The sequence below is a fragment of the Bacillus mycoides genome, assembly GCF_018742245.1.
Classification (GTDB): domain Bacteria; phylum Bacillota; class Bacilli; order Bacillales; family Bacillaceae_G; genus Bacillus_A; species Bacillus_A cereus_U.
Genome location: NZ_CP036132.1, coordinates 4,084,444 through 4,109,523, shown reverse-complemented (window position 1 = coordinate 4,109,523; position 25,080 = coordinate 4,084,444). Strand labels below are relative to the sequence as shown.

Sequence of the window (25,080 nt, the reverse complement as noted above, 5' to 3'; positions counted from 1 at the left end):
AAGATGAGAGTTGTTTTACAGCGATCAAAGGAAGCGTCTGTCACAGTAGATGGTGAGATTGTAGGACAAATTCCATTCGGTTTAACATTACTAGTTGGCATTACGCATGAAGATACAGAAAAAGATGCAACTTATATCGCAGAAAAAATTGCAAACCTACGTATTTTTGAAGATGAGAGCGGAAAGATGAACCACTCTGTACTTGATATGAAGGGACAAGTTCTATCTATTTCGCAATTTACATTATACGGAGATTGCCGTAAAGGAAGACGTCCAAACTTTATGGATGCTGCGAAACCTGATTATGCAGAGCGTTTATATGATTTCTTTAATGAAGAAGTTCGTAAACAAGGACTACATGTGGAGACAGGGCAGTTCGGAGCAATGATGGATGTTTCTTTAATCAATGATGGTCCGGTGACCTTAATTGTAGAAAGTAAATAGTGTTGCCGGGGAAGAGAGGATTATAGGATCCTCTCTTTTTTTCATACATTTTGGTATGTTTTGTTTAGTTATTTGGAATCAATAGCTGTTTCGGCTATGTATAACTATCTCATCAATATGGAACAATAAAAAGTAAAACATCCATATTGAATGTGAGGGATATACGTATGCGTATGAATGAAAAAGGGCATTCTGTTACAAATGGTGCAAATCAACTGTTTAACGTAAATTTACATGATTTTATTTCAAAAGAACAAAACAATACTTCAATGGAGCTTGCTTCTGAGTTTGGAATTTCACTACAAGATGTAAAGCGCCTAAAGAAGCAAATTGAGCGCTCTTAGAGCACTTGACAATCCTACTCAACAAACGTATAGTAATTTTATATTTACATATGAATATAGCCGTTGATAGAGGAGAGTAAATGAGATACACATGGAAAGAGAAGAAATGTCCTAGGCTGAAAACATTTCTACATGATGACTGATTGAATGACACTCTGTAGGTTTCAACTTGAAAGGCTTATACGCTTAGTAGAGATGAACGCAAATTTAAGCGTTATTAAAAAAGTGGAAGCATACGTGCTTCAATTAGGGTGGCACCACGGGTATAATACTCTCGTCCCTACTGTTCAAACAGTAGAGGCGGGAGTTTTTTTATTTTTATTAAGATTAAAACAATTTGAGGAGGAACTGAATATGTCTATTCAAATCCCACGCGGAACGCAAGATATTCTTCCAGGTAGTGTAGAGTTATGGCAGTATATCGAAGGGCAAGCGCGCGACATTTGCCGTCGTTACAATTATAAAGAAATTCGTACACCAATTTTTGAGCACACAGAGCTATTTTTACGTGGTGTTGGTGATACGACAGATATCGTACAAAAAGAAATGTATTCATTCCAAGACCGTGGAGAGCGTAGTTTAACATTACGTCCAGAAGGTACTGCACCTGTTGTACGTTCTTACGTTGAAAACAAAATGTTCGGTGATGCAACACAACCAACAAAATTATACTATATCGGCCAAATGTTCCGTTATGAAAGACCACAAGCAGGTCGCTATCGTCAATTCGTACAGTTCGGTATTGAAGCAATTGGTAGTAACGATCCAGCAATTGATGCAGAAGTAATTGCACTTGCTGTAGAGTTTTACCGCGGTATGGGCTTAAAAAATATTAAAGTTGTATTAAATAGCTTAGGTGATGCAGCGAGTCGTCAAGCACACCGTGATGCGTTAATTGCTCACTTTGAGCCGCGCATCGGAGAATTCTGTTCTGATTGCCAATCTCGCTTAGAAAAAAACCCTCTTCGTATTTTAGACTGTAAGAAGGACCGTAATCATGAATTAATGAGCACGGCACCATCTATTACAGAATACTTAAACGAAGGTTCGGCAGTATACTACGACAAAGTACAAGAACTACTAACGATGATGGATGTTCCATTTGAGAAAGATCCGAATTTAGTACGTGGTTTAGACTACTACCAACACACTGTTTTTGAAATTATGAGTGAGGCAGAAGGTTTCGGTGCTATCACAACATTAAGTGGCGGTGGCCGTTATAACGGACTTGTACAAGAAATCGGTGGACCGGAAATGCCAGGTATCGGTTTTGCGATGAGTATTGAGCGTTTAATTATGGCGCTGAAGGCTGAAAATATTGAGTTACCAATTGAACATAGTATTGATTGTTACGTTGTAGCACTTGGTGAAAAAGCGAAAGACCAAGCTGCGAAAATTGCGTTTGATCTTCGTAAAGCTGGACTAGCAGTTGAAAAAGATTATTTAGATCGCAAAATGAAAGCACAATTTAAATCTGCAGATCGTTTAAATGCGAAATACGTAGCTGTATTAGGGGAAGATGAGCTAGATAAAGGCATCATTAACTTAAAAGATATGGCAACAGGCGGACAAGAAGAAGTAGCGTTAGATGTATTTGCTTCATATGTAGCAGAGAAATTAATATAGGGGGAACTTAAAGTGGCTGAAAGAACACATGCATGCGGAAAAGTAACAGTAGAAGCGGTTGGACAAACAGTTCAATTAAAAGGTTGGGTACAAAAACGCCGTGATTTAGGTGGATTAATCTTTATCGACTTACGTGACCGTACAGGTATCGTACAAGTTGTATTTAATCCAGAAACATCAAAAGAAGCGTTAGAAGTAGCAGAAACGATTCGTAGCGAATACGTATTACACGTAGAAGGTACAGTTGTTGAACGTGGTGAAGGCGCAATTAATGATAATATGGCAACTGGTCGTATTGAAGTACAAGCATCGAAAGTGAATGTATTAAACGCAGCGAAAACAACGCCAATCATTATTGCTGATGATACAGATGCATCAGAAGATGTGCGTTTAAAATATCGTTACTTAGACTTACGTCGTCCTGCAATGTTCAACACATTCAAAATGCGTCATGACGTAACGAAAACAATTCGTAACTTCTTAGATACAGAAGAGTTCTTAGAAGTTGAAACACCAATTTTAACGAAGAGCACGCCAGAAGGAGCTCGCGACTATTTAGTACCAAGCCGTGTGCATGATGGTGAATTTTATGCATTACCTCAATCTCCGCAGCTATTTAAACAGCTTCTTATGGTCGGTGGATTTGAGCGTTACTATCAAGTAGCACGTTGTTTCCGTGACGAAGATTTACGTGCGGACCGTCAACCGGAATTCACGCAAATTGATATCGAGGCATCATTCTTAACACAAGATGAAATTTTAGAAATGATGGAGCGTATGATGACGAAAGTCATGAAGGATGCAAAAGGTGTAGAAGTTAGTGCACCATTCCCTCGTATGAAATATGCTGATGCAATGGCTCGCTTTGGTTCTGATAAGCCGGATACACGCTTTGAAATGGAACTAAAAGACCTATCTGAATTTGCAGTAGGTTGTGGATTTAAAGTATTTACAAGTGCTGTAGAAAACGGCGGACAAGTAAAAGCGATTAACGCAAAAGGTGCAGCGAGCAAATACTCTCGTAAAGACATCGATGCATTAACTGAATTCGCAAAAGTATACGGTGCAAAAGGTCTAGCTTGGCTTAAAGTTGAAGAAGATGGCCTAAAAGGACCGATTGCAAAATTCTTCGGTGAAGAAGATGCAAATGTGCTAATGAGTACATTAGAAGCTAATGCTGGCGACTTATTACTATTCGTAGCAGATAAGAGGAGCGTTGTTGCAGATAGCTTAGGTGCACTTCGTTTACGTCTAGGTAAAGAACTTGAGCTAATTGACGAAAGTAAATTTAACTTCCTATGGGTAACTGATTGGCCACTTCTTGAGTACGATGAAGATGCAGATCGTTACTTCGCAGCTCACCATCCATTCACAATGCCATTCCGTGAAGATGTTGAACTATTAGAAACAGCACCAGAAAAAGCACGTGCACAAGCATATGACCTTGTATTAAACGGTTATGAGCTTGGTGGTGGATCACTTCGTATTTACGAGCGTGACGTACAAGAAAAAATGTTCAAAGCACTTGGCTTCTCACAAGAAGAAGCACAAGAACAATTCGGATTCTTATTAGAAGCATTCGAATACGGTACACCACCACACGGCGGAATCGCATTAGGTTTAGACCGTCTTGTTATGTTACTTGCAGGTCGTACGAACCTTCGTGATACAATTGCATTCCCGAAAACAGCAAGCGCAAGCTGCTTATTAACAGAAGCTCCAAGCCCAGTTGCAGAAGCACAGCTTGAAGAACTGAACTTGAAGTTGAACGTGAAAGTGAAAGAAGAGAAGTAAGAATAGAGTCTAGATGGTTATACTATAGCCGTCTAGGCTTTTTTTATAGAGGTTGTTTAAAAAGTCCGGTTTAGATAACCGTCGCATCTCATCGTTACGTATGCTAGTCCGGTGCTCGAGTAGTATCCCTACACTGTGCTCCTCCTAGCATAAGTGCCTCGATCTGCTCGGTTCTCTAAATCCTCCTTTTTAAACGTATACGTAAGAAAAAAGTCCGGTTTAGATAACCGTCGCATCTTATCGTTACGTATGTTAGTCCGGTGCTCGAGTAGTATCCCTACACTGTGCTCCTCCTAGCATAAGTGCCTCGATCTGCTCGGTTCTCTAAATCCTCCTTTTTAAACGTATACGTAAGAAAAAAGTCCGGTTTACATTATGTTTTCCTTGTTTGAATATGTATTTTTAGGAATTCTATAACTTTTTCTATACAAATAGTCGGAAAAACGCTAGAATACATGGTAGACCATTTTTGTAATAGGAGTGTAGAGCTGAATGTTACATCAATTTTCACGTAATGAATTAGCCTTTGGAAAAGAAGGCCTTGAAATATTAAAAAATAGTACAGTCGGTATTTTAGGAATTGGCGGCGTAGGGTCATTTTCGGCAGAAGCGCTAGCACGTTCTGGCGTAGGACGTCTTGTATTAGTTGATAAAGACGTTGTAGATATTACAAACGTAAACCGTCAAATTCACGCGTTAGTATCTACTGTAGGACGTTCAAAAGTAGAATTAATGAAAGAGCGTATTGCAGACATTAATCCAGAGTGTGAAGTAATTGGACTAGAGATGTTTTATACAGATGAAACATATGAAGAGTTCTTTAAACACGGTTTAGATTTCGTAGTGGATGCATCTGATACGATTACGTTCAAAATTCATTTAATTAAACAATGTTTACGTCGTAAAATTAAAATTATCTCATGTATGGGTGCGGCAAATAAAATGGACCCAACACGTTTCCGTATTGCGGACATTTCAAAAACACATACAGATCCAATTGCGAAAGTAATTCGTACGAAGCTTCGTAAAGATGGTATTAAAAAAGGTGTGAAAGTTGTCTTCTCTGACGAAAACCCAATCGTAATTCGTGAAGAAGTACGTAAAGAAATCGTACCGGACGAAAATGCAAAAATTCGTAAAGCGAAATTACCACCTTCTTCAAATGCATTCGTACCATCTGTGGCAGGCTTGATTATGGCAAGTCACGTTGTACGTGAACGTATTAAAAACGTAGAAGTGAAGCGTGTAGGGCAAGAATAAAAAAGAAAGCATATATCCGCCTAGGGTATATGCTTTTTGTATGTTTTAAAGAAATATCGGTGTCGAATTGTTAATATAATTTCATTTACTGTGGTGCTGTTTCACCAAGGAGAAAATAAACAGGGATGTCACTTAGTCAAAAAAGTGGCATCCCTGTTTTTAGTTCTCTGCAGAATATATAATATCTAAATTTCCATTTTGATCGGTTTTGAAAATCGGAGCAATTTGCTCTTCTTGTTCTTCGACCGAAACAAGTTTTCGAGCACGATCCATAATTCTAACAAGCATTGCATAATCTTCTTCGATTGCTTGTTGTTTTTTTGTGAGAACAGCTAATTTGGCTTCAAGTTCATTATTCATTTTTTGCAGGGAAGTGAGCTGATCTTGTAATACGTCATTTTCAGTTTGTAACTTTGCGAGTGAAGGGTTATTGTGCTCCAAGTTTTGCAAAAATGAGATGACATTTTGCATTGTAAGATCTTGTTTATTTGGGACAATATCTTCTGAAAACTCGGCATCGATTACGAGCTGCCGAGTTTGTGTGAACTGCTCTTTTTCTATTTTAGCTTCCGAACGCTTTAATTCTTTACGTTGTTTTTTTGCAATTTGCACCGCATCTTCATAATACGGTCTTACTTCAGCATTCCATCTAAAGCCACAAGCTGCTGAAGTTCGGTTTAATGTATCACCAACTTCATCGAATGCTTTTATTTGTGTACTTCCGCTGCGAATATGTCGTAAAACAGTTTCTGCTAAAAGGAGATCGTCTTCTTTTGTCCATGCATCTTGACGTGTTTTCATAAGCGAAGCCTCCGTAATGGTGACGTTTTCGCTTATATTACCCTTTATTCTTCATTTTATGCGAACTTTGTAATCTTTCATAAACAGTAGAAAGTGCTTGCTCAAATTTCCCTGTCGTTTTCGGTTTATAATATTGCTTGTTTTTAATTTTATCAGGTAAGTATTGTTGTTGTACCCACCCGTTTGGATGGTCGTGTGGATATAAGTATCCGATGCCTCTTCCTAACGATTCGGCTCCTTTATAATGACTATCTTTTAAATGACTTGGAATGTCACCTGTTTGACCGTTACGTAAATCGTGTAATGCAGCATCAAGTGCTTTATAAGCTGAATTGGATTTTGGTGATAGGCAAAGCTCGATAACGGCATTTGCAAGTGGTATGCGCGCCTCTGGAAAGCCGACCCGTTCCGCTGATTCAATCGCTGCTAGTGTACGCTGTCCAGCTTGTGGGCTAGCAAGTCCGATATCTTCATATGCCATAATAAGCAGACGTCTACCGATGCTTTGTAAGTCACCAGCTTCAATAAGGCGTGCTAAATAATGAAGTGCGGCGTTCACATCACTTCCGCGTACTGATTTTTGAAAAGCAGATAAAACGTCATAGTGAGCATCGCCACCTTTGTCGTGAACGAAACTCTTTTTCTGTAAGCATTCTTCTGCGATTTCAAGTGTAATTTCCGCGGCTTTGTCGTCAGTTGTAAAGCTAGATAAAACAGCTAGTTCAAGTGCATTATAAGCTGAGCGCATATCTCCGCCCGACGCATTTGCAAAGTGATGTAATGCTTCACCCGTAACAGTTACATCATATTCCCCAAGCCCTTTTTCTTTATCTTCAAGCGCTCGTTTTAAGCCAATTAAAATATCATCTTCTGTTAATGCGTGTAATTCGAAGATTTGACAACGACTTCGAATAGCAGAATTAATAGCATGGAACGGATTGCTTGTCGTTGCACCAATTAAAGTAAGAAGTCCGCTTTCTAAATGGGGTAATAGAAAGTCTTGCTTCGCTTTATCTAGCCTATGAACTTCATCCAAAATTAAAACGAGGTGCCGATGCATCTTCGCTTCTTGTACGACAACTTCCATATCTTTTTTATTATGAGTAACAGCGTTTAAGAGGCGAAACGGGGTTCCGGTGCTTCCTGCAATTGCGCTAGCGATTGATGTTTTTCCTGTGCCTGGAGGACCATATAAAATCATTGATTGAAAATGATTTGCTTGGACCATTCGCCATAAAATCTTTCCTTCACCAACTAAATGCTGTTGTCCGATAATTTCTTGAATATTTGTAGGGCGCATTCGATGTGCGAGTGGTTGTTTCATTTGACCCTCTCCCTTAATGTATAATCTCATTCTATCGTATCATTTTTTTTTGATGAAATTTGAAATAGGATGCTGTTTTGTGGGAAAAATGAATATGAATATTTTCATTTTTCTTTCAATTGTAATAATTTCCGAGTTTTTCAATGTGATTTTATGTTATCATTTTGATACACAAGTTGAAATTCCTTATAATACTATATTATGCTATAATTTCATAGGATTTTAAATTGTGTTCTTTTATAAATAAGATATAACCAATAGAAGTGAAAATTTGAAATGAGGTGCAAATAGATGAAGATTTCAACGAAAGGCCGCTACGGCTTAACAATTATGATCGACCTTGCAAAAAAATTTGGTGAAGGCCCAATTTCATTAAAATCAATTGCGCAGGCACATGACCTATCTGAGCATTATTTAGAGCAATTAATTTCACCACTTCGTAACGCTCGTCTTGTAAAGAGTACGCGAGGTGCATATGGCGGATATGTATTATCTGATCAGCCAGTCAACATTACAGCTGGAGATGTAATCCGTGTACTAGAGGGTCCAATTAGTGTTGTAGAAATGATAGAAGAAGAAGAACCAGCACAACGCCAATTATGGATGCGTGTTCGTGATGCGGTGCAAGAAGTATTAGATAGTACAACTTTAGAAGATTTAGTACGTTATGAGGAAGAAAATCACGGGGGCTATATGTTTTACATTTAATTCCTTGTGAAACGATTTGGAAAGAAGGAGATTTAATGGAACGCATTTACTTAGATCATGCTGCGACATCTCCGACTCACCCAGAAGTGGTCGAAAAGATGATTCCATATATGACAGAAACATTTGGAAACCCGTCTAGTATTCACTTTTATGGGCGTCAAACGCGCCATGCGGTAGATGAGGCGAGACGTGTATGTGCACGTAGCATTCACGCGAGTCCAAATGAAATTATATTCACGAGCGGTGGTACAGAAGCTGATAATTTAGCACTTATAGGTGTAGCGCGCGCGAATCGTCACAAAGGTAGCCACATTATTACAACGCAAATTGAACATCATGCGATTTTGCATACGTGTGAATTGTTAGAGCGTGAAGGATTTGAAGTGACGTATTTACCTGTTGATGAAACAGGGCGTGTTCAAGTTTCTGACATACAAAAGGCACTAACGGAAGAGACGATTCTTGTATCTATTATGTTCGGGAATAATGAAGTAGGGACAATGCAACCAATTGCGGAAATAGGTAAGCTGTTAAAAGAACATCAAGCTTATTTCCACACAGATGCTGTACAAGCCTACGGTTTATTATCGATTGATGTAAAAGAATTTGGAATTGATTTATTATCAATTTCAGCACACAAAATTAACGGACCAAAAGGTGTCGGGTTCCTATATGCTGGTGCAAATGTGAAGTTTGAACCGTTATTAATAGGCGGAGAGCAAGAAAGGAAACGTCGTGCTGGTACTGAAAATGTACCTAGTATTGCCGGACTTCAGCAAGCAATTTTGCTAGCTGAACAAACTCGTGAGCAAAAAAATGCCCAATATGAAGAGTTTAAAGATATAATGGTATCTGTCTTCAAAAATGAAGACATTACTTTCGAGGTAAACGGAAACTTGGAATATCGCTTACCACATGTGTTGAATGTAAGTTTTACAGGAATGAATATTGAACCATTTCTTGTAAACTTAGACTTAGCTGGCATTGCAGTATCAAGTGGTTCTGCTTGTACAGCTGGTTCGATTGATCCATCACATGTATTAGTGGCGATGTTCGGAAAAGACTCCGATCAAATACGTTCATCCGTACGCTTTAGTTTCGGTCTTGGAAATACGAAAGAGCAAATTGAAAAAGCGGCGTACGAAACAGTGAAAATCGTGAAGCGATTAACACAAAATTAGCATGGGAGGTGACATGATGAACAAACTACCTCACGAAACACGCGTTGTCATCGGGATGTCCGGTGGCGTCGATTCATCTGTAGCAGCTCTTTTATTAAAAGAGCAAGGTTATGATGTAATCGGAATTTTTATGAAAAACTGGGATGATACAGATGCAAATGGTGTCTGCACAGCAACAGAAGATTACAATGATGTAATTGAAGTGTGTAACCAAATCGGCATTCCATATTATGCAGTAAACTTTGAAAAACAATACTGGGATAAAGTATTTACGTACTTTTTAGATGAGTACCGAGCTGGTCGTACACCGAACCCAGATGTAATGTGTAACAAAGAAATTAAATTTAAAGCATTTTTAGAGCATGCAATTGCACTTGGTGCTGATTATGTAGCAACAGGTCATTATGCACGCGTTGCTTATATGGACGGCGAATATAAAATGCTTCGCGGCGTTGATGACAATAAAGATCAAACATATTTCTTAAATCAATTAAGCCAAGAGCAATTATCAAAAACAATGTTCCCATTAGGTGAATTAAAGAAACCACAAATTCGCGAAATGGCGACAGAAGCTGGTCTAGCGACAGCGGCGAAGAAAGATAGTACTGGTATTTGCTTCATCGGTGAGCGTAACTTTAAAGATTTCTTAAGTAACTATTTACCGGCGCAACCAGGTGTGATGCAAACATTATCTGGTGAAGTGAAAGGGAAACATGATGGTTTAATGTACTATACAATTGGACAACGTCATGGCCTTGGTATTGGTGGTAATGGTGATCCATGGTTTGCTGTTGGAAAAAACTTGAAAGAAAACATTTTATATGTTGAGCAAGGATTCCATAACGAACTTCTATATGGTGATGAAGTTATTGCTACGAATGTAGGCTGGGTAAGTAATAAAGCGAAGGAAACAGAATTTACGTGTACAGCGAAATTCCGTTATCGTCAAGCAGACAATAAAGTAACGGTTCAAATCGTTGATGAAAATACAGTTCGTATTCTTTGTGATGAGCCAATTCGTGCGATTACGCCAGGCCAAGCAGTTGTTTTCTATGATGGAGATGAGTGCTTAGGCGGCGCTACAATTGATGAAGTATATCATAGTGGTAAGAAATTAGATTATTTAGGATAACACGAGAAGCCTCTGCCGATTAGCGGTTAGAGGTTTCTTTTACATAAAGCGAATTTTCGTTCGCTTGGAAAATACATTCTTTGTTATAATTTGTTGTAGAGGTGAAGGATATGTCAAACAAACTTGAAACAGGTATTAAATATATGCAAGAAGGAAACTGGGAAGAAGCAGCTAAAAATTTCACAGAAGCAATCGAAGAAAATCCGAAAGATGCGCTTGGATACATTAACTTTGCGAATTTATTAGATGCATTAGGTGATAGTGAACGAGCAATTTTATTTTATAAACGTGCATTAGAATTAGATGGTAAATCTGCGGCTGCTTATTATGGCTTAGGAAATGTATATTACGGTCAAGAGCAATTTGCAGAGGCAAAGGCTGTATTTGAACAAGCGATGCAAGCGGGATTACAATCAGCTGATGTAACATTTATGTTAGGTATCACGCATGTGCAACTTGGCAATGACCGTCTTGCGCTGCCATTTTTACAAAGAGCAACTGAATTAGATGAAAATGATGTAGAAGCTGTTTTCCAATGCGGACTTTGCTTCGCGCGACTAGAACATATTCAAGAGGCAAAACCTTATTTTGAAAAGGTATTAGAAATGGATGAAGAGCATGCAGATGCGTATTATAATTTAGGTGTTGCGTACGTATTCGAAGAAAATAACGAGAAAGCTCTTACTTTATTTAAGAAAGCGACTGAAATTCAATCAGATCACTTTTTAGCTGGTAATGGTATTCGTTTATTAGAGCAAGAAGCTGAATAAAGTGAAATTATAGTTTAATGCGCAGTTACCCCTCATCTAAAGACTGTGAAAGAGGTGGGGGATGTACTGCTCATTAAAGTGAAAAGAACTCGGAAAGGAGAGGAAATATGGGAAATCAACATGCAATGGATTTGTTTGAGGAAGAGAAAAAATTTATAAAAGCGCAAGTTCTTCATACCATTTTCCACAACGAAGAAAACCTCTATTCCGTTGTCAGTATGAAAGTCATTGAAACGAATGAAACATACGACGAAAAAAAAGTAATGATAAACGGTCATTTTCCCCGTATGCATGAAGATGAAGTGTTTACATTAACAGGTCATTTTAAGGACCATCCAAAGTATGGAAAACAATATTTAGTTGAAACGTTTAAAAAAGAACTGCCACAAACAAAAGCAGGTATGGTGCAATATTTAGCGAGCGATTTATTTAAAGGGATTGGAAAGCGTACAGCCGAAAAAATCGTGGACCATCTCGGTGAGCATGCGATTTCTAAAATTATGGATGATCCTGATGCGCTAAATGGTGTTGTAAACAAGCAAAAGGCGCAGGAAATATATGAGACGATTATTGAGCATCAAGGGCTCGAGAAAGTGATGAGTTTTTTAAATGGTTACGGTTTTGGAACAAAACTTTCTATTAAAATTTATCAGCAATATAAAGAGATGACATTAGAAGTGATTCGTAATAATCCGTATAAACTTATTGAAGAAGTGGATGGAATTGGATTTGGAAGAGCAGATGATATAGGGCGTGCAATCGGAATAACGGGCAATCACGACGACCGTGTACGTGCAGGGTGTTTTTATACGTTAGAGAATATTTCATTACAACTCGGTCACGTGTATATGGAAAAAGGTCAGCTTGTAAGAGAAACAATGTCACTTTTAAATAATCAAGAAGGCAGAGTGACTGAGGAAGATATTGTAGGTTGCGTTGAAATGATGCAAAGCGAAGGGAAAGTCATTATAGAAGAAGAGCGAGTGTATTTAGCTTCTTTATTCTATTCTGAGAAAGGCGTTGTAAAGTCAATTCGTCGTCTTATGAATCAAGAAGAAACCCCTGCATTCCCTGAAGCAGAAGTGTTAAAAACATTAGGAGAAATTGAAGAACAGCTAAAGGTGCAGTATGCGCCGCTTCAGCAAGAAGCAGTTCAAACTGCACTTCATAAGCCGATGATGTTATTAACAGGTGGACCAGGAACGGGGAAAACAACAGTTATTAAAGGAATTGTTGAAATGTATGCATCACTTCACGGAGTATCATTAAATCCGAATGAATATAGTGATGATAATCCATTTCCGATTTTATTAACGGCTCCAACTGGAAGAGCAGCGAAGCGAATGAGTGAATCGACGGGGCTTCCGGCGTGCACAATTCATCGTCTGCTCGGTTGGACGCCAGAAGGGTCTTTCCAGCGTAATGAAACCGATCCGGTACAAGGAAAGTTACTCATTATTGATGAGTTTTCAATGGTTGACATTTGGCTTGCAAATCAGCTGTTTAAGTCGCTTCCGACAAATATTCAAGTTATCGTTGTAGGTGATGAAGATCAGTTGCCATCTGTAGGGCCTGGACAAGTGCTAAAAGACTTATTGAATGCAGGTGCAGTTCCAACGGTCAAGCTTACAGAAATTTATCGTCAAGCGGAAGGGTCATCTGTTATTCAGCTTGCCCATGCGATAAAAGGTGGTGCGCTTCCGCCAGATTTAGCACAAAATAAAAAGGATCGTTCCTTTATTTCTTGTACAGGCGCTCAAATCGTTGAAGTTGTAAAAAAAGTATGTGAAAATGCTAAGACAAAAGGATTTAGCGCAAGAGATGTACAAGTATTGGCACCTATGTACCGCGGACCGGCAGGTATTAATGTGTTAAATGAAGCTCTCCAAGAAGTGTTTAATCCGAAAAGGGAAAAAAGTAAAGAAATTGCATACGGTGATGTTGTATACCGCAGAGGAGATAAAGTACTGCAACTCGTTAATCAGCCAGAGAGCCAGGTGTTTAATGGTGATATCGGAGAAATCGTTTCGGTGTTTTATGCGAAAGAAAACGTTGAGCAACAAGATATGATTATCGTTTCATTTGATGGGATTGAAGTAACGTATACAAAGCCAGATTTAAATCAAATTACACATGCATATTGCTGCTCGATTCATAAATCACAAGGTAGTGAATTTCCGATTGTTATTATGCCGATTGTAAAAAGCTACAACCGTATGTTACGTCGTAATTTAATTTACACGGGTATTACAAGAAGTAAGAAATTCCTTATTATTTGCGGGGAGGAAGCAGCTTTTCAATCCGGTGTGAATCGCCTTGATGATGCAATGCGTCAAACGACTTTAGCTGGCCGATTGCAAGAATCACAAGGCGAAGTGCAAATGGTGACGGTTAATGGTGAAGAAATGGATGTGGAAAACATTTCACCGTATGATTTCATGTAACAAGGTGAAATTATATAGTGAAACTTTCAAACGTATAACGTTGAAAGGCTCCAGTAATGTATAAATGAATGCAGTTTGGACATAATGGCGAATAGAATCTGGGAGACTGTAAGGAGATGAAAGCCATATGTTCAGTTGTCCAAATTGCAAAGGGAAAGACATCGGAAAAATAGGTGTCAACCAATTTTATTGCTGGAATTGTTATATCGAATTATCGGTTTCAAAGGGGAAAATCCATACACATCAAGTAGAGGAAGATGGTTCATTAAGCTCTCTTGATGATTTATTTGATGATAATGAAAGAACGATCGGATAACGAAAAGGGGGATTTACTTTGAATCTACGCAATTCATTAATCGCATTAGGTGTTGGAGCTGCAGCATATCAATATGCTCGTAAACAAGATGTATTCTCAAAACGCAATGTGAAAAAAGCACGTAAGATGATTAAGTCTTATTTATAAGGCGTAAAAAACTCCCTTCATGATAAGGGAGTTTTTTTATGCGCTTGTATGCAAATATAAAAGTCCGATTTCAGAGAAGAGATAAGATAAACCGTAACATCCAACGCCAAGCATTCCATAATGCCATAAGTGTTTCGCTCTTTCTTTTCGCGAGGAACGAATAAAGAAGCCTTTCCAAATACCAAACCCGATACAAATCCATTCAAGAAGCATAAAAAGTGCGGATAATGCAAGCATAAATAAGACCATTATGAGTCCTCCTGATTATATTTTGACATTTTGTATTTTCAGGGGTGGTTGTCCTTATTATGTTAAATATATGTACGTCTTTAAAAAACAGTATGGTCTGTATAAAAAGATTTTAAAACTTTTGCACATAACCTAACCTATTTATTTTCAAAATAAAGGTGGAGGAGGTTTTTCGTGTGAAGAATCTTAAAATCATTTGGATATATCGTTTAGGATTATTGTTACTCGTTTTTCTTTGTTTGCTCGTCTTTTTAAAAATTAAGCCACTATGGGCACCGATTATTTTTGTATTTAAAGTGGCGATCACACCGTTTTTTATTGCTTGTTTTATTGCTTATTTATTACACCCTTTAATTGAAAAAATCCATAAGGAAGGAATGCCACGCACACTTGCTATTTTGCTCATTTATATTCTTTTCTTTGGAGGAATTGGCTATGGGATTTATAAAGGAACGCCAGTTGTTATTAAACAGTTACAAGAAATTAATGAACAATTTCCGCAGTTTACAAAAATGTACGATTCTTGGATGGATGGAGTTACAGAACAAACAGCGAATTTCCCATCATTTATTCATGAAAAGGTAAAGCAAATTTTCGTTGGTGTAGAAATGAAGATACAAACGCTTTTAAATAAAGTTATGAGCACAGCACGTGGTGTACTGGATTCATTGCTCATTATTTTCTTAATTCCGTTCATTGTATTTTACATATTAAAAGATTACGGTGAGTTTTATCATGTTTTTTGGAAACTAGTTCCGAGTAAGTGGCGTAGTACGGGTCAAATGCTTGCGAAAGAAATTGATAAGTCACTCGGAAGTTATATTCGAGGACAGTTATTTGTTTGCTTAGTATTAGGGGGAGTATCTGTTCTTTCTTTTTGGTTTATCGGTATGAAATATCCGTTATTACTCGGTATTATTATTGGGGTAACGGATATAATCCCGTACTTTGGTCCTATTTTAGGGGCGATTCCGACGTTGATGATTGCGGCAACGGTATCAACGAGTTTACTCATTAAGGCGGGGATTACGATTGCTATTTTGCAATTTTTGGAAAGTAACATTTTATCGCCTTACATCGTTGGTAAGTCGCTTCGTATGCATCCTGTGATCATTATGTTTGCGTTACTAGTAGGGGGAGAAGTTGCGGGGATTGTAGGATTACTAATATCGGTTCCTATTTTAGCGGTCATTCGGACAGTGGTCGTTCATGTGAGGCCTCTTTGGAAAAGAGAAGATATTTAAAATGAAAAGTAGATGCGTATGTAGCTAACGAAAATGTGTGTAGTACAATATAATTATTATTATCTACATTGACAAACTTAAGAGAATTCTATTATATTTAGTCATATAATACATTAAATCAATGACGGAACAAGTATGTTACAGTCCATTTATAGAGAGAAGCTTCCAATGGCTGAAAGAAGCTTTAAATGAAGGGTAACAGAAAGCTAATCCTGAGAGCAGCTAATCACTGCCGTCTTGCCACGTTACGGCACCATGAGGTGATGAATTGATTGTTATAATAATCAATTCATAATTAGGGTGGTATCGCGAGTTAACTCTCGTCCCTTTTATTAGGGGCGGGAGTTTTTTATATTTAAGGAGGAAAATACAATGAAACAACTAACAGGCGCACAAATTCGTCAAATGTTTTTAGACTTTTTCCAAGAAAAAGGACATGCAGTAGAACCAAGTGCATCACTAGTTCCACACGAGGATCCATCTCTTCTATGGATTAATAGTGGTGTAGCGACATTAAAGAAATATTTTGATGGCCGTGTAATCCCGCAAAACCCACGTATTACAAATGCACAAAAATCAATTCGTACAAACGATATTGAAAACGTTGGGAAAACGGCTCGTCACCATACATTCTTTGAAATGTTAGGGAACTTCTCAATCGGTGATTACTTCAAAGAAGAAGCAATTACTTGGGCTTGGGAATTTCTAACGAGCGATAAGTGGATCGGATTCGATAAAGAATTACTATCTGTTACAATTCATCCGGAAGATGAAGAAGCATTTACAATTTGGAATGAGAAAATGGGTGTTCCAAAAGAACGCATCATCCGTTTAGAAGAAAACTTCTGGGATATCGGTGAAGGACCAAGTGGACCGAATACAGAGATTTTCTATGACCGCGGTGAAGCTTACGGTAATGACTTTAGTGACCCAGAATTATATCCGGGCGGAGAAAACGAGCGTTACTTAGAAGTATGGAACCTTGTATTCTCTCAATTTAACCATAACCCAGACGGTTCATATACGCCGCTTCCTAAGAAAAACATCGATACAGGGATGGGTCTAGAGCGTATGACATCTATCGTTCAAGATGTACCTACGAATTTTGATACAGACCTATTCATGCCGATGATTGGGGCGACAGAATCAATTTCTGGCGAGAAGTATCGTAATGGTGACTTAGAAAAAGATATGGCATTTAAAGTAATTGCTGACCATATTCGTACAGTAACATTTGCGGTTGGTGATGGAGCACTTCCTTCTAACGAAGGCCGTGGTTATGTGTTACGTCGTTTATTACGCCGCGCTGTTCGTTACTCGAAAAAATTAAATATCAACCGTCCATTCATGTTTGAATTAGTACCGGTTGTTGGAGAAGTAATGAAAGACTTCTATCCAGAAGTACTTGAAAAGAAAGATTTCATCGCAAAAGTTGTGAAGAATGAAGAAGAGCGTTTCCATGAAACACTTCATGATGGTGAATCAATTTTAGCTGAAGTAATTGCAAAAGCGAAAGAAGAAAAAACAACTGTTATTTCTGGCGTAGATGCGTTCCGTCTATACGACACGTACGGTTTCCCGATTGAATTAACAGAAGAATATGCAGAAGAAGCTGGTATGACAGTTGATCAAGCAGGCTTTGAGAATGAAATGGAGAAACAACGTGAGCGTGCACGTGCTGCTCGTCAAGACGTTGATTCTATGCAAGTTCAAGGCGGTGTACTTGGTGAAGTTAAAGTAGCGAGCGAATTCGTTGGTTACGGTACAGTTGCAACAGAAAGTAACGTTGTTGCACTTGTAAAAAATGGTGAGTACACAGATAGCCTACAAGCAGGTGAAGAAGGACAATTAATGCTTGATGTAACGCCATTCTACGCTGAGAGCGGTGGGCAAATTGCAGACCGTGGTTATCTTCTTGCTGACGGCGTGAAAGTTCTTGTAAAAGACGTACAAAAAGCACCAAATGGTCAAAACTTACACAAAGTTGTTGTTGAAGAAGGTACATTAACGAAAGAAGCGGCTGTAAAAGCTCTTATCGATACGAAAAACCGTAGTAGCGTTGTGAAAAACCATACAGCAACTCACTTACTGCACCAAGCATTAAAGGATGTACTTGGAACGCATGTTAACCAAGCGGGTTCTCTTGTAACATCTGAACGTTTACGTTTTGACTTCTCTCACTTCGGTCAAGTACAAGCTGATGAATTAGAAAAAATTGAGCGTATCGTAAACGAAAAAATTTGGCAAAGTATTGATGTTGCGATTTCTCAAAAAGCAATCGAAGAAGCGAAAGAAATGGGCGCAATGGCATTATTCGGTGAAAAATACGGTGATGTTGTACGCGTTGTACAAGTAGGCGATTACAGCTTAGAGCTTTGCGGTGGTTGTCACGTTGATAACACAGCTTCTATCGGTATTTTCAAAATCGTTGCTGAATCTGGTATCGGTGCAGGAACGCGTCGTATTGAGGCGGTAACTGGTAAATCTGCATACGAATTAATGAACGATCAAGTAGGTTTATTAAAAGAAGCAGCAGGAAAAATGAAAACAAATCCGAAAGATATTTTAACAAGAGTTGATGGTTTATTTGCTGAAGTAAAACAACTTCAAAAAGAAAACGAATCTCTTGCTGCGAAATTAAGCAATATCGAAGCTGGAAACTTAACTGATTCAGTAATGACAGTTGATGGTGTGAACGTATTAGCGGCGAAAGTAAATGTTGCAGATATGAACAATTTACGTACAATGATGGATGACCTTAAAAATAAATTAGAGTCTGCAGTTGTTGTATTAGTGTCTGTAAATGACGATAAAGTAAATATTTTAGCTGGCGTAACGAAAGATTTAATTAGTCAAGGTTACCATGCAGGTAAACTTGTGAAAGAAGTAGCTTCTCGTTGTGGAGGCGGTGGTGGTGGCCGTCCTGACATGGCTCAAGCAGGTGGTAAAAACCCAGCGCAAGTTGAGGAAGCTTTAGCATTTGTACAAGAGTACGTTAAATCTGTTTCAAAATAAAGAGATAGTAGTGTACAATGATAGGGAGAGGAGAAGTTCTTCTCCCTATACTTACTACTTACAAGTGAGGTGCTTGAAATGGACGGTTTTGATAAAACAATGAAGTTTAGCATTCAAGATGAAAAGCAGAGTGTCCATGTAAATGATGTACTTTTAACTGTGTATAATGCACTTCAAGAAAAAGGTTATAATCCGATTAACCAAATCGTCGGTTATTTATTAAGTGGAGATCCAGCATACATACCTCGCCATAAAGATGCACGAAGTATCATTCGCAAGCTTGAACGTGATGAGTTAATTGAAGAGCTTGTGAAGTCTTACTTGAAACATCATCGTGAGGAGTAGTTTATGCGAATATTAGGTTTAGATGTTGGTACTAAAACAGTCGGTGTTGCAATGAGCGATGAAATGGGCTGGACAGCACAAGGACTGGAAACAATCAGGATTAACGAAGAACGAGGCCACTTTGGTTTTGACCGTATTTCTGAGTTGGTAAAACAGTACAATGTGGACAAAATAGTAGTAGGTTTACCTAAAAATATGAATGGTACAATTGGCCCGCGTGGTGAAGCGTGCCAACAATTTGCAGAAAACCTGCGAAATCTGTTACAATTAGAAGTTGTAATGTGGGACGAGCGTTTGTCGACGATGGCAGCGGAACGTCTACTCATTTCAGCTGATGTGAGCCGTAAGAAGCGAAAGCAAGTAATCGATAAGATGGCTGCAGTCGTAATCTTACAAGGATTTCTAGATAGTAAATAAGAGGTGACCAAAATGGAAGAAAATCAAATTACAATTGTAGACGAAAAAGGAAACGAACATTTATGTGAAATTATTTTCACTTTTGATGCTGAAAAATTCGGCAAAAAATCTTATGTAGTCTTCTCTCCAATCGGTGAAGTAGACGAAGATGGAGACCAAATCTTCGATGCAATGGCATACGAGCAAAGTGAAGAAGAGGGCGGAACATTACTTTCAATTGAATCTGAAGAAGAGTGGGAAATGGTACAAGAAATGTTTAACACTCTTGCTGATGAGCAAGACGAAGAGTAGTAATGTATAAAAAGGCGGACTGTGTATACAGTTCGCCTTTTTTGTATTCATATGCAAAATGACAGATTTTTTGTCGAAACTACTTAATTGTTTATAGTATAATAAGACGGGTTGTATGAAATGAGGCTTTAAATGAGTAGCTGTCACCAATTATTTAGAAATGATTGGTTTTGCTTTATGTTTGTAGGGCATTGTATAGAGGAAGTGTATATGGTCTACAATTAAATAAGGAGGAAGAATTTTGGTAGAGAATCAAGTGAAGAAGAAGCGTAGGCGCATTTTTTTAATTTCGATTATCGCACTGCTTTTAGTTTGTGGATCAGTCTATGCGTATATTTCATCTGCATTAGGACCAGTTGATAGTGGAAATAAAAAAGAGATTGAAGTAGAGATTCCAAAGGGGTCATCTACAAGTAAAATCGGTGAGATTTTAGAAGAAAAAGGTGCTGTGAACAGCGGTACAGTTTTTAGTTTTTATACGAAAGTTAAGTCGAAAAGCTTACAAGCAGGTACATATTTATTAAATCCTTCGATGAATGCTAACGATGTCATTGAACAAATGTCATCTGGCAACGTACATCGTCCGGCTCTTTATAAAGTGACGATTAAAGAAGGAGCGCAAGTAACTGAAATTGCTGAAGTGATTGCGACAGAATTAAAGTGGAATAAAGATGATGTTGTGCGTCAATTAAACGATAAAGCATTTATTCAAAAAATGCAGCAAAAGTATCCGAAGCTATTAACGGATAAAATTTTTGATAGTAACATTAAATATCCACTAGAAGGATACTTATATCCAGCAACGTATTCTTTCTATAAAAAGGATACGAAATTAGAAGAAATTGTAATCCCGATGCTTGAGAAAACAAATGCAATTATTGTTCAAAATGAGGCGAAAATGAAAGCGAAGAACTGGGATGTTCATCAACTTCTCACGTTGTCTTCACTTATTGAAGAAGAGGCCACTGGCTTTACAGATCGCCAGAAAATCTCTAGTGTTTTCTATAATCGTTTAGCGAAAGGTATGCCGCTTCAAACGGATCCGACGGTACTATACGCGCTTGGAAAGCATAAACAACGTGTATTATACGAAGACTTGAAAGTAAACTCACCGTACAATACGTATGTTGTGAAAGGGTTGCCAGTTGGACCGATTGCAAACTCTGGTAAACATTCAGTGGAAGCAGCGTTAGATCCTGCGCAAACAGATTATTATTATTTCTTAGCTGCACCAAGTGGTGAAGTGTATTATGCGAAAACATTAGAAGAACATAATGCATTAAAGCAAAAATACATTACGAAAAAACAATGAAATCGGGAGGGGTAGCGAAAAAGGTCGCACATCCCTCTTTTTTGTGGTAAAATATATCGGGTTAAAAACTGGCAGAAGAATCGTTTTTAATATCAAAACGGGACGTACAAGCTAAGGGTGAAACTGGCTTGTATTTTTATTGCATTCTATGTGTGAAAAGACAAAGGTTGACGCGTCATAGAGGCACTTCTCCATGTAAATAAGGAGGACCAATTATGGAGGATGCAGTTAACGAGTACCTATTATCATTTATTGATCCAAAAGATAAATTAATTCTTGAAATGGAAGAGTATGCAACTGAAAACCATGTGCCGATTATGGATCGACTTGGAATGGAGTTTATGCTGCAATTTTTACGTTTAATTGGACCGGAAAGTATTTTAGAACTTGGAACAGCAATCGGTTATTCTAGTATTCGTATGATGCAAGCTATTCCGAACTCTCGCATTGTGACAGTAGAGCGCAATCGTGAACGATATGAAAAGGCACTTGAATATATAGAATGTTCCTCGGTAACAGAACGTATTTCTGTTATTTACGGTGATGCTTTAGAAACGGGCGAACAAGTGAAAGAACATGGAACATTTGATGTTATTTTTATTGATGCAGCGAAAGGGCAGTATCGTCGCTTTTTTGACTTATACGAACCGTTATTAAATCCTGGTGGCGTTATTATTTCAGATAACGTTATGTACCATGGTCTTGTGACGACAAAAGAGAAAATTGAAAATAGACGTACGCGTGGTTTGATTCGTCGTATTAAGACGTACAATGAATGGCTTATGAACCATGAAGGATATGATACAACGATTTTCCCAATTGGCGATGGAGTGGCTGTAAGTAAAAAGAGAGGGTGACAAAAGTATGAAGAAACCTGAATTGTTAGTAACGCCTAGAGCGGTGGCGGATATTGAACCTCTTGTGAAAGCAGGGGCAGATGCAGTAATGGTTGGTGAACAAAAGTTTGGTTTACGTTTGGCAGGAGAGTTTTCACGTGAAGATGTGAAACAAGCTGTAAACATTGCACATGAAAATGGTGTGAAAGTATACGTTGCAATGAATGCGATGTTTCATAATGATAAAGTGGAAGAATTAACGGACTACGTTGCCTTTTTAAATGAGGTAAATGTAGATGCGATTGTTTTCGGAGATCCAGCGGTATTAATGGCTGTTCGTGAAGTTGCACCAAACATGCAACTTCACTGGAATACAGAAACGACAGCGACAAACTGGTTTACTTGTAACTATTGGGGGCAAAGAGGCGCGAAACGCGCTGTATTAGCTCGTGAGCTTAGCTTAGATGAAATTGCTGAATTAAAAGAAAATGCTGAAGTGGAACTTGAAGTACAAATTCACGGTATGACTTGCATGTTCCAATCGAAGCGTTCACTAGTAGGAAACTACTTTGAGTATCAAGGGCGTAATCTCGACATCGAAAAGAAAAAGTATGAAGAGAATATGTTCTTATACGACCCAGAACGTAATAACAAATATCCAATTTATGAAGATGAAAACGGTACTCACATTATGAGTCCAAATGATATTTGTTTCATCGATGAGTTAGAGGAACTAATCGATGCTGAAGTCGATAGCTTAAAAATTGATGGTGTCCTAAAAAGTTCTGAATACATTATTGAAGTAACGAAGAAATATCGTAAGGCGATTGATTTATGTGTAGAAGATCGTGATGCGTATTATGACGTGAAAGATGATTTATTGAAAGAGATAGAAGAAATACAACCGGTAAATCGTCCGTTAGATACAGGATTCTTCTTTAAAGAAACGGTTTACTAAACGAGGAGGGTGTAGGAAATGACTGTACAAGAAATTTCACGGGTGATCGATGGCAAACGCGTTATTGTGAAAAAACCTGAACTGTTAATCCCTGCGGGTAACTTAGAAAAATTAAAAGTAGCTATCCATTATGGGGCAGATGCTGTATATTTAGGTGGACAAGAATTTGGTCTTCGTTCTAATGCAGGTAACTTTACGCTGGAAGACATGGCAGAAGGCGTTGAATTTGCAAAGAAATATGGAGCAAAAATATACGTAACAACAAATATTTTTGCACATAATGAAAATATGGATGGGCTAGAGGAATATTTAAAAGGGATTGAAAAAGCTGGCGTAACGGGAATTATCGTTGCCGATCCGCTTATTATTGAGACATGTAAACGTGTAGCGCCTTCTGTTGAGGTGCATTTAAGTACACAACAATCACTATCCAACTGGAAAGCAGCACAGTATTGGAAAGAAGAAGGTTTACATCGTCTTGTATTAGCTCGTGAAGCAAGCTATGAAGAAATGAAAGAAATTAAAGAAAAAGTTGATATTGAAATTGAAGCATTCGTCCATGGTGCAATGTGTATCGCGTATTCAGGGAGATGTACATTAAGTAACCATATGACAGCGCGTGACTCTAACCGTGGTGGTTGTTGTCAATCTTGCCGCTGGGATTATGATTTAGTTCAAACGGTATCACAACATAAAGATGCAAAAGAGCTTCCTCTATTCCAAGAAGAAGATGCTCACTTTGCGATGAGCCCAAAAGATTTAAATTTAATCTTATCCATTCCGAAAATGATTGAAATTGGAATTGATAGCTTAAAAGTTGAAGGACGTATGAAATCTATCCATTACGTAGCGACTGTAGCAACTGTATATCGTAAAGTAATTGATGCGTATTGTGCGGATCCGGATAACTTTGAGTTTAAACAAGAATGGTTAGATGAACTTGATAAATGTGCAAATCGTGATACAGCTCCTGCATTCTTTGAAGGGGTTCCAGGACATCAAGAGCAAATGTTTGGAAATCATAGTAAGAAAACAACGTATGATTTTGCTGGTTTAGTGTTAGATTATAATGAAGAAACGGGCATCGTAACGCTTGAGCAACGTAATCACTTCAAACCAGGACATGAAGTGGAGTTCTTTGGGCCAGAAATAGAAAACTTTACGCAGACGGTGGAGAAAATTTGGGATGAGGATGGAAACGAATTAGATGCAGCGAGACATCCGTTGCAAATCGTGAAATTCAAAGTGGATCAACCAGTGTATGTGAATAATATGATGCGCAAAAACATACTTCAATAAGAAAGAGTGGTAGTCGAATGGGGACGAATAAGCCTGTTGTAATTGGAATCGCTGGTGGTTCAGGATCAGGAAAAACAAGTGTAACGAAAGCGATTTTTGACCATTTTAAAGGTCATTCCATTTTAATCTTGGAGCAAGATTATTATTACAAAGATCAAAGCCATTTACCAATGGAAGAACGTTTAAAAACAAATTACGATCATCCGTTAGCGTTTGATAATGATTTGTTAATTGACCATTTGCAGCAGTTGCTTGCATATGAGCAAGTGGAAAAGCCTATATATGACTATACATTGCATACGCGTTCAGAAAAAATTATTCCAGTTGAGCCGAAAGATGTAATTATTTTAGAAGGAATTCTTATTTTAGAAGACCCACGTCTTTGTGAGTTAATGGATATTAAGGTGTTCGTTGATACAGATGCGGACCTTCGTATTTTACGCCGCATGCAGCGCGATATTGAAGAGCGCGGTCGTACAATGGATTCAGTTATTGACCAATACGTAAACGTTGTACGACCAATGCATAATCAATTTATTGAGCCTTCTAAGAAATTTGCGGATATTATTATCCCTGAAGGTGGACAAAACCATGTTGCAATTGATATTATGGTTACAAAAATTGCAACAATTCTTGAACAAAAAGTAAATTTGTAATAGCATAGTAAAAGATATACGTTAGGAAGGGATTTTTTCCCTTCTTATCGAATACAATGAAACATGAAACCTCACCTACCAATAGGTGAGGGCATATTTATATCAACTTTCCATACATACCTTCTTTATATAAGGAAGAATTGGAGAATAAGGGGTTGTATGTGACA

Annotated in this window: 25 protein-coding genes and 2 other annotated features; of the genes, 22 read left to right on the top strand and 3 right to left on the bottom strand. The window is 38.1% G+C overall.

What is annotated here, in order from left to right; translation table 11 throughout:
- Positions 1-3: 3 nt before the first annotated feature.
- The 5 genes from EXW56_RS21085 (at position 4) to EXW56_RS21065 (ending at position 5,468) form a co-directional block, all read left to right on the top strand.
- The gene (locus EXW56_RS21085; RefSeq protein WP_002111994.1) at positions 4-444 is read left to right on the top strand and encodes a D-tyrosyl-tRNA(Tyr) deacylase; all 441 of its coding nucleotides are present in this window, start codon (positions 4-6) and stop codon (positions 442-444) included.
- Positions 445-611: 167 nt separating this feature from the next.
- Positions 612-788, top strand: a complete 177-nt coding sequence (locus tag EXW56_RS21080) for a hypothetical protein (protein ID WP_002015300.1) — start codon at positions 612-614, stop codon at positions 786-788.
- Between the two features lie 54 nt (positions 789-842).
- Positions 843-1,073 (top strand) — a binding site (T-box leader).
- A gap of 69 nt (positions 1,074-1,142) precedes the next feature.
- On the top strand, positions 1,143-2,414 hold the full coding sequence (hisS, locus tag EXW56_RS21075) for a histidine--tRNA ligase (protein ID WP_215596916.1): 1,272 nt from the start codon (positions 1,143-1,145) through the stop codon (positions 2,412-2,414).
- A 12-nt stretch (positions 2,415-2,426) separates the two neighbouring features.
- Positions 2,427-4,208, top strand: a complete 1,782-nt coding sequence (aspS, locus tag EXW56_RS21070) for an aspartate--tRNA ligase (protein ID WP_215596915.1) — start codon at positions 2,427-2,429, stop codon at positions 4,206-4,208.
- 492 nt (positions 4,209-4,700) lie between these two features.
- On the top strand, positions 4,701-5,468 hold the full coding sequence (locus EXW56_RS21065; protein WP_000903181.1) for a tRNA threonylcarbamoyladenosine dehydratase: 768 nt from the start codon (positions 4,701-4,703) through the stop codon (positions 5,466-5,468).
- A 159-nt stretch (positions 5,469-5,627) separates the two neighbouring features.
- On the opposite strand, the gene EXW56_RS21060 is transcribed toward EXW56_RS21065, so the two are convergent.
- Together EXW56_RS21060 and EXW56_RS21055 are read right to left on the bottom strand one after the other, a co-directional pair.
- Positions 5,628-6,269 carry an RsfA family transcriptional regulator gene (locus EXW56_RS21060; RefSeq protein WP_002034101.1) on the bottom strand — a complete coding sequence of 214 codons (642 nt, stop codon included), beginning with the start codon at positions 6,267-6,269 and terminating at the stop codon, positions 5,628-5,630.
- Positions 6,270-6,306: 37 nt separating this feature from the next.
- Complete coding sequence (locus tag EXW56_RS21055; RefSeq protein WP_215596914.1) at positions 6,307-7,593, bottom strand: replication-associated recombination protein A; 1,287 nt, start codon at positions 7,591-7,593, stop codon at positions 6,307-6,309.
- 291 nt (positions 7,594-7,884) lie between these two features.
- On the opposite strand from EXW56_RS21055, the gene cymR reads away from it, so the two are divergent.
- From cymR to EXW56_RS21020, 7 genes are all read left to right on the top strand, one after another.
- The gene (cymR, locus tag EXW56_RS21050) at positions 7,885-8,301 is read left to right on the top strand and encodes a cysteine metabolism transcriptional regulator CymR (protein ID WP_000704117.1); all 417 of its coding nucleotides are present in this window, start codon (positions 7,885-7,887) and stop codon (positions 8,299-8,301) included.
- 35 nt (positions 8,302-8,336) lie between these two features.
- Complete coding sequence (locus tag EXW56_RS21045) at positions 8,337-9,482, top strand: cysteine desulfurase family protein (protein WP_215596913.1); 1,146 nt, start codon at positions 8,337-8,339, stop codon at positions 9,480-9,482.
- Between the two features lie 16 nt (positions 9,483-9,498).
- Positions 9,499-10,614 (top strand): tRNA 2-thiouridine(34) synthase MnmA, encoded by a 1,116-nt coding sequence (mnmA, locus tag EXW56_RS21040; RefSeq protein WP_002199287.1) that lies wholly within the window; start codon positions 9,499-9,501, stop codon positions 10,612-10,614.
- 110 nt (positions 10,615-10,724) lie between these two features.
- Positions 10,725-11,384 (top strand): tetratricopeptide repeat protein, encoded by a 660-nt coding sequence (locus EXW56_RS21035; RefSeq protein ID WP_002111982.1) that lies wholly within the window; start codon positions 10,725-10,727, stop codon positions 11,382-11,384.
- Between the two features lie 107 nt (positions 11,385-11,491).
- Entirely contained in the window at positions 11,492-13,828 is a 2,337-nt protein-coding gene (recD2, locus tag EXW56_RS21030; RefSeq protein WP_002111980.1) for an SF1B family DNA helicase RecD2, read from the top strand.
- A 127-nt stretch (positions 13,829-13,955) separates the two neighbouring features.
- The gene (locus tag EXW56_RS21025) at positions 13,956-14,144 is read left to right on the top strand and encodes a hypothetical protein (protein WP_002015288.1); all 189 of its coding nucleotides are present in this window, start codon (positions 13,956-13,958) and stop codon (positions 14,142-14,144) included.
- A gap of 18 nt (positions 14,145-14,162) precedes the next feature.
- Complete coding sequence (locus EXW56_RS21020) at positions 14,163-14,291, top strand: YrzQ family protein (RefSeq protein WP_002015286.1); 129 nt, start codon at positions 14,163-14,165, stop codon at positions 14,289-14,291.
- Positions 14,292-14,327: 36 nt separating this feature from the next.
- On the opposite strand, the gene EXW56_RS21015 is transcribed toward EXW56_RS21020, so the two are convergent.
- A complete protein-coding gene (locus EXW56_RS21015; RefSeq protein WP_002199288.1) occupies positions 14,328-14,540 on the bottom strand; it encodes a hypothetical protein in 213 nt (70 codons plus the stop codon).
- 176 nt (positions 14,541-14,716) lie between these two features.
- Between EXW56_RS21015 and EXW56_RS21010 the strand changes: the two genes are divergently transcribed.
- From EXW56_RS21010 to udk, 10 genes are all read left to right on the top strand, one after another.
- A complete protein-coding gene (locus EXW56_RS21010; protein WP_215596912.1) occupies positions 14,717-15,784 on the top strand; it encodes an AI-2E family transporter in 1,068 nt (355 codons plus the stop codon).
- A 112-nt stretch (positions 15,785-15,896) separates the two neighbouring features.
- Positions 15,897-16,115 (top strand) — a binding site (T-box leader).
- A gap of 41 nt (positions 16,116-16,156) precedes the next feature.
- Positions 16,157-18,799, top strand: a complete 2,643-nt coding sequence (alaS, locus tag EXW56_RS21005) for an alanine--tRNA ligase (RefSeq protein ID WP_002199289.1) — start codon at positions 16,157-16,159, stop codon at positions 18,797-18,799.
- 78 nt (positions 18,800-18,877) lie between these two features.
- Complete coding sequence (locus EXW56_RS21000; protein ID WP_002111976.1) at positions 18,878-19,144, top strand: IreB family regulatory phosphoprotein; 267 nt, start codon at positions 18,878-18,880, stop codon at positions 19,142-19,144.
- A gap of 3 nt (positions 19,145-19,147) precedes the next feature.
- Entirely contained in the window at positions 19,148-19,561 is a 414-nt protein-coding gene (gene ruvX, locus EXW56_RS20995) for a Holliday junction resolvase RuvX (RefSeq protein WP_001221204.1), read from the top strand.
- A 12-nt stretch (positions 19,562-19,573) separates the two neighbouring features.
- Positions 19,574-19,852, top strand: a complete 279-nt coding sequence (locus EXW56_RS20990) for a DUF1292 domain-containing protein (protein ID WP_002111975.1) — start codon at positions 19,574-19,576, stop codon at positions 19,850-19,852.
- Between the two features lie 241 nt (positions 19,853-20,093).
- A complete protein-coding gene (gene mltG / locus EXW56_RS20985) occupies positions 20,094-21,164 on the top strand; it encodes an endolytic transglycosylase MltG (protein ID WP_002111972.1) in 1,071 nt (356 codons plus the stop codon).
- Positions 21,165-21,379: 215 nt separating this feature from the next.
- Positions 21,380-22,021, top strand: coding sequence for an O-methyltransferase (locus tag EXW56_RS20980; protein ID WP_002111971.1), 642 nt, complete (start codon positions 21,380-21,382; stop codon positions 22,019-22,021).
- Between the two features lie 7 nt (positions 22,022-22,028).
- Entirely contained in the window at positions 22,029-22,958 is a 930-nt protein-coding gene (locus EXW56_RS20975) for a peptidase U32 family protein (protein ID WP_016106210.1), read from the top strand.
- 18 nt (positions 22,959-22,976) lie between these two features.
- On the top strand, positions 22,977-24,257 hold the full coding sequence (locus EXW56_RS20970; protein WP_002111968.1) for a peptidase U32 family protein: 1,281 nt from the start codon (positions 22,977-22,979) through the stop codon (positions 24,255-24,257).
- A 17-nt stretch (positions 24,258-24,274) separates the two neighbouring features.
- A complete protein-coding gene (gene udk, locus EXW56_RS20965) occupies positions 24,275-24,913 on the top strand; it encodes a uridine kinase (protein ID WP_002015274.1) in 639 nt (212 codons plus the stop codon).
- Positions 24,914-25,080 lie beyond the last annotated feature (167 nt).

Coding starts and splice junctions, on each gene's coding strand:
- EXW56_RS21035 (WP_002111982.1), top strand. CDS start 10,725: ATGTCAAACAAACTTGAAACAGGTATTAAATATATGCAAGAAGGAAAC.
- EXW56_RS20990 (WP_002111975.1), top strand. CDS start 19,574: ATGGAAGAAAATCAAATTACAATTGTAGACGAAAAAGGAAACGAACAT.
- EXW56_RS21055 (WP_215596914.1), bottom strand. CDS start 7,593: ATGAAACAACCACTCGCACATCGAATGCGCCCTACAAATATTCAAGAA.
- cymR (WP_000704117.1), top strand. CDS start 7,885: ATGAAGATTTCAACGAAAGGCCGCTACGGCTTAACAATTATGATCGAC.
- EXW56_RS21065 (WP_000903181.1), top strand. CDS start 4,701: ATGTTACATCAATTTTCACGTAATGAATTAGCCTTTGGAAAAGAAGGC.
- alaS (WP_002199289.1), top strand. CDS start 16,157: ATGAAACAACTAACAGGCGCACAAATTCGTCAAATGTTTTTAGACTTT.
- EXW56_RS21000 (WP_002111976.1), top strand. CDS start 18,878: ATGGACGGTTTTGATAAAACAATGAAGTTTAGCATTCAAGATGAAAAG.
- EXW56_RS21025 (WP_002015288.1), top strand. CDS start 13,956: ATGTTCAGTTGTCCAAATTGCAAAGGGAAAGACATCGGAAAAATAGGT.
- EXW56_RS21045 (WP_215596913.1), top strand. CDS start 8,337: ATGGAACGCATTTACTTAGATCATGCTGCGACATCTCCGACTCACCCA.
- ruvX (WP_001221204.1), top strand. CDS start 19,148: ATGCGAATATTAGGTTTAGATGTTGGTACTAAAACAGTCGGTGTTGCA.
- EXW56_RS20980 (WP_002111971.1), top strand. CDS start 21,380: ATGGAGGATGCAGTTAACGAGTACCTATTATCATTTATTGATCCAAAA.
- EXW56_RS21085 (WP_002111994.1), top strand. CDS start 4: ATGAGAGTTGTTTTACAGCGATCAAAGGAAGCGTCTGTCACAGTAGAT.
- EXW56_RS21080 (WP_002015300.1), top strand. CDS start 612: ATGCGTATGAATGAAAAAGGGCATTCTGTTACAAATGGTGCAAATCAA.
- EXW56_RS20975 (WP_016106210.1), top strand. CDS start 22,029: ATGAAGAAACCTGAATTGTTAGTAACGCCTAGAGCGGTGGCGGATATT.
- EXW56_RS20970 (WP_002111968.1), top strand. CDS start 22,977: ATGACTGTACAAGAAATTTCACGGGTGATCGATGGCAAACGCGTTATT.
- EXW56_RS21060 (WP_002034101.1), bottom strand. CDS start 6,269: ATGAAAACACGTCAAGATGCATGGACAAAAGAAGACGATCTCCTTTTA.
- udk (WP_002015274.1), top strand. CDS start 24,275: ATGGGGACGAATAAGCCTGTTGTAATTGGAATCGCTGGTGGTTCAGGA.
- hisS (WP_215596916.1), top strand. CDS start 1,143: ATGTCTATTCAAATCCCACGCGGAACGCAAGATATTCTTCCAGGTAGT.
- EXW56_RS21015 (WP_002199288.1), bottom strand. CDS start 14,540: ATGGTCTTATTTATGCTTGCATTATCCGCACTTTTTATGCTTCTTGAA.
- mnmA (WP_002199287.1), top strand. CDS start 9,499: ATGAACAAACTACCTCACGAAACACGCGTTGTCATCGGGATGTCCGGT.
- recD2 (WP_002111980.1), top strand. CDS start 11,492: ATGGGAAATCAACATGCAATGGATTTGTTTGAGGAAGAGAAAAAATTT.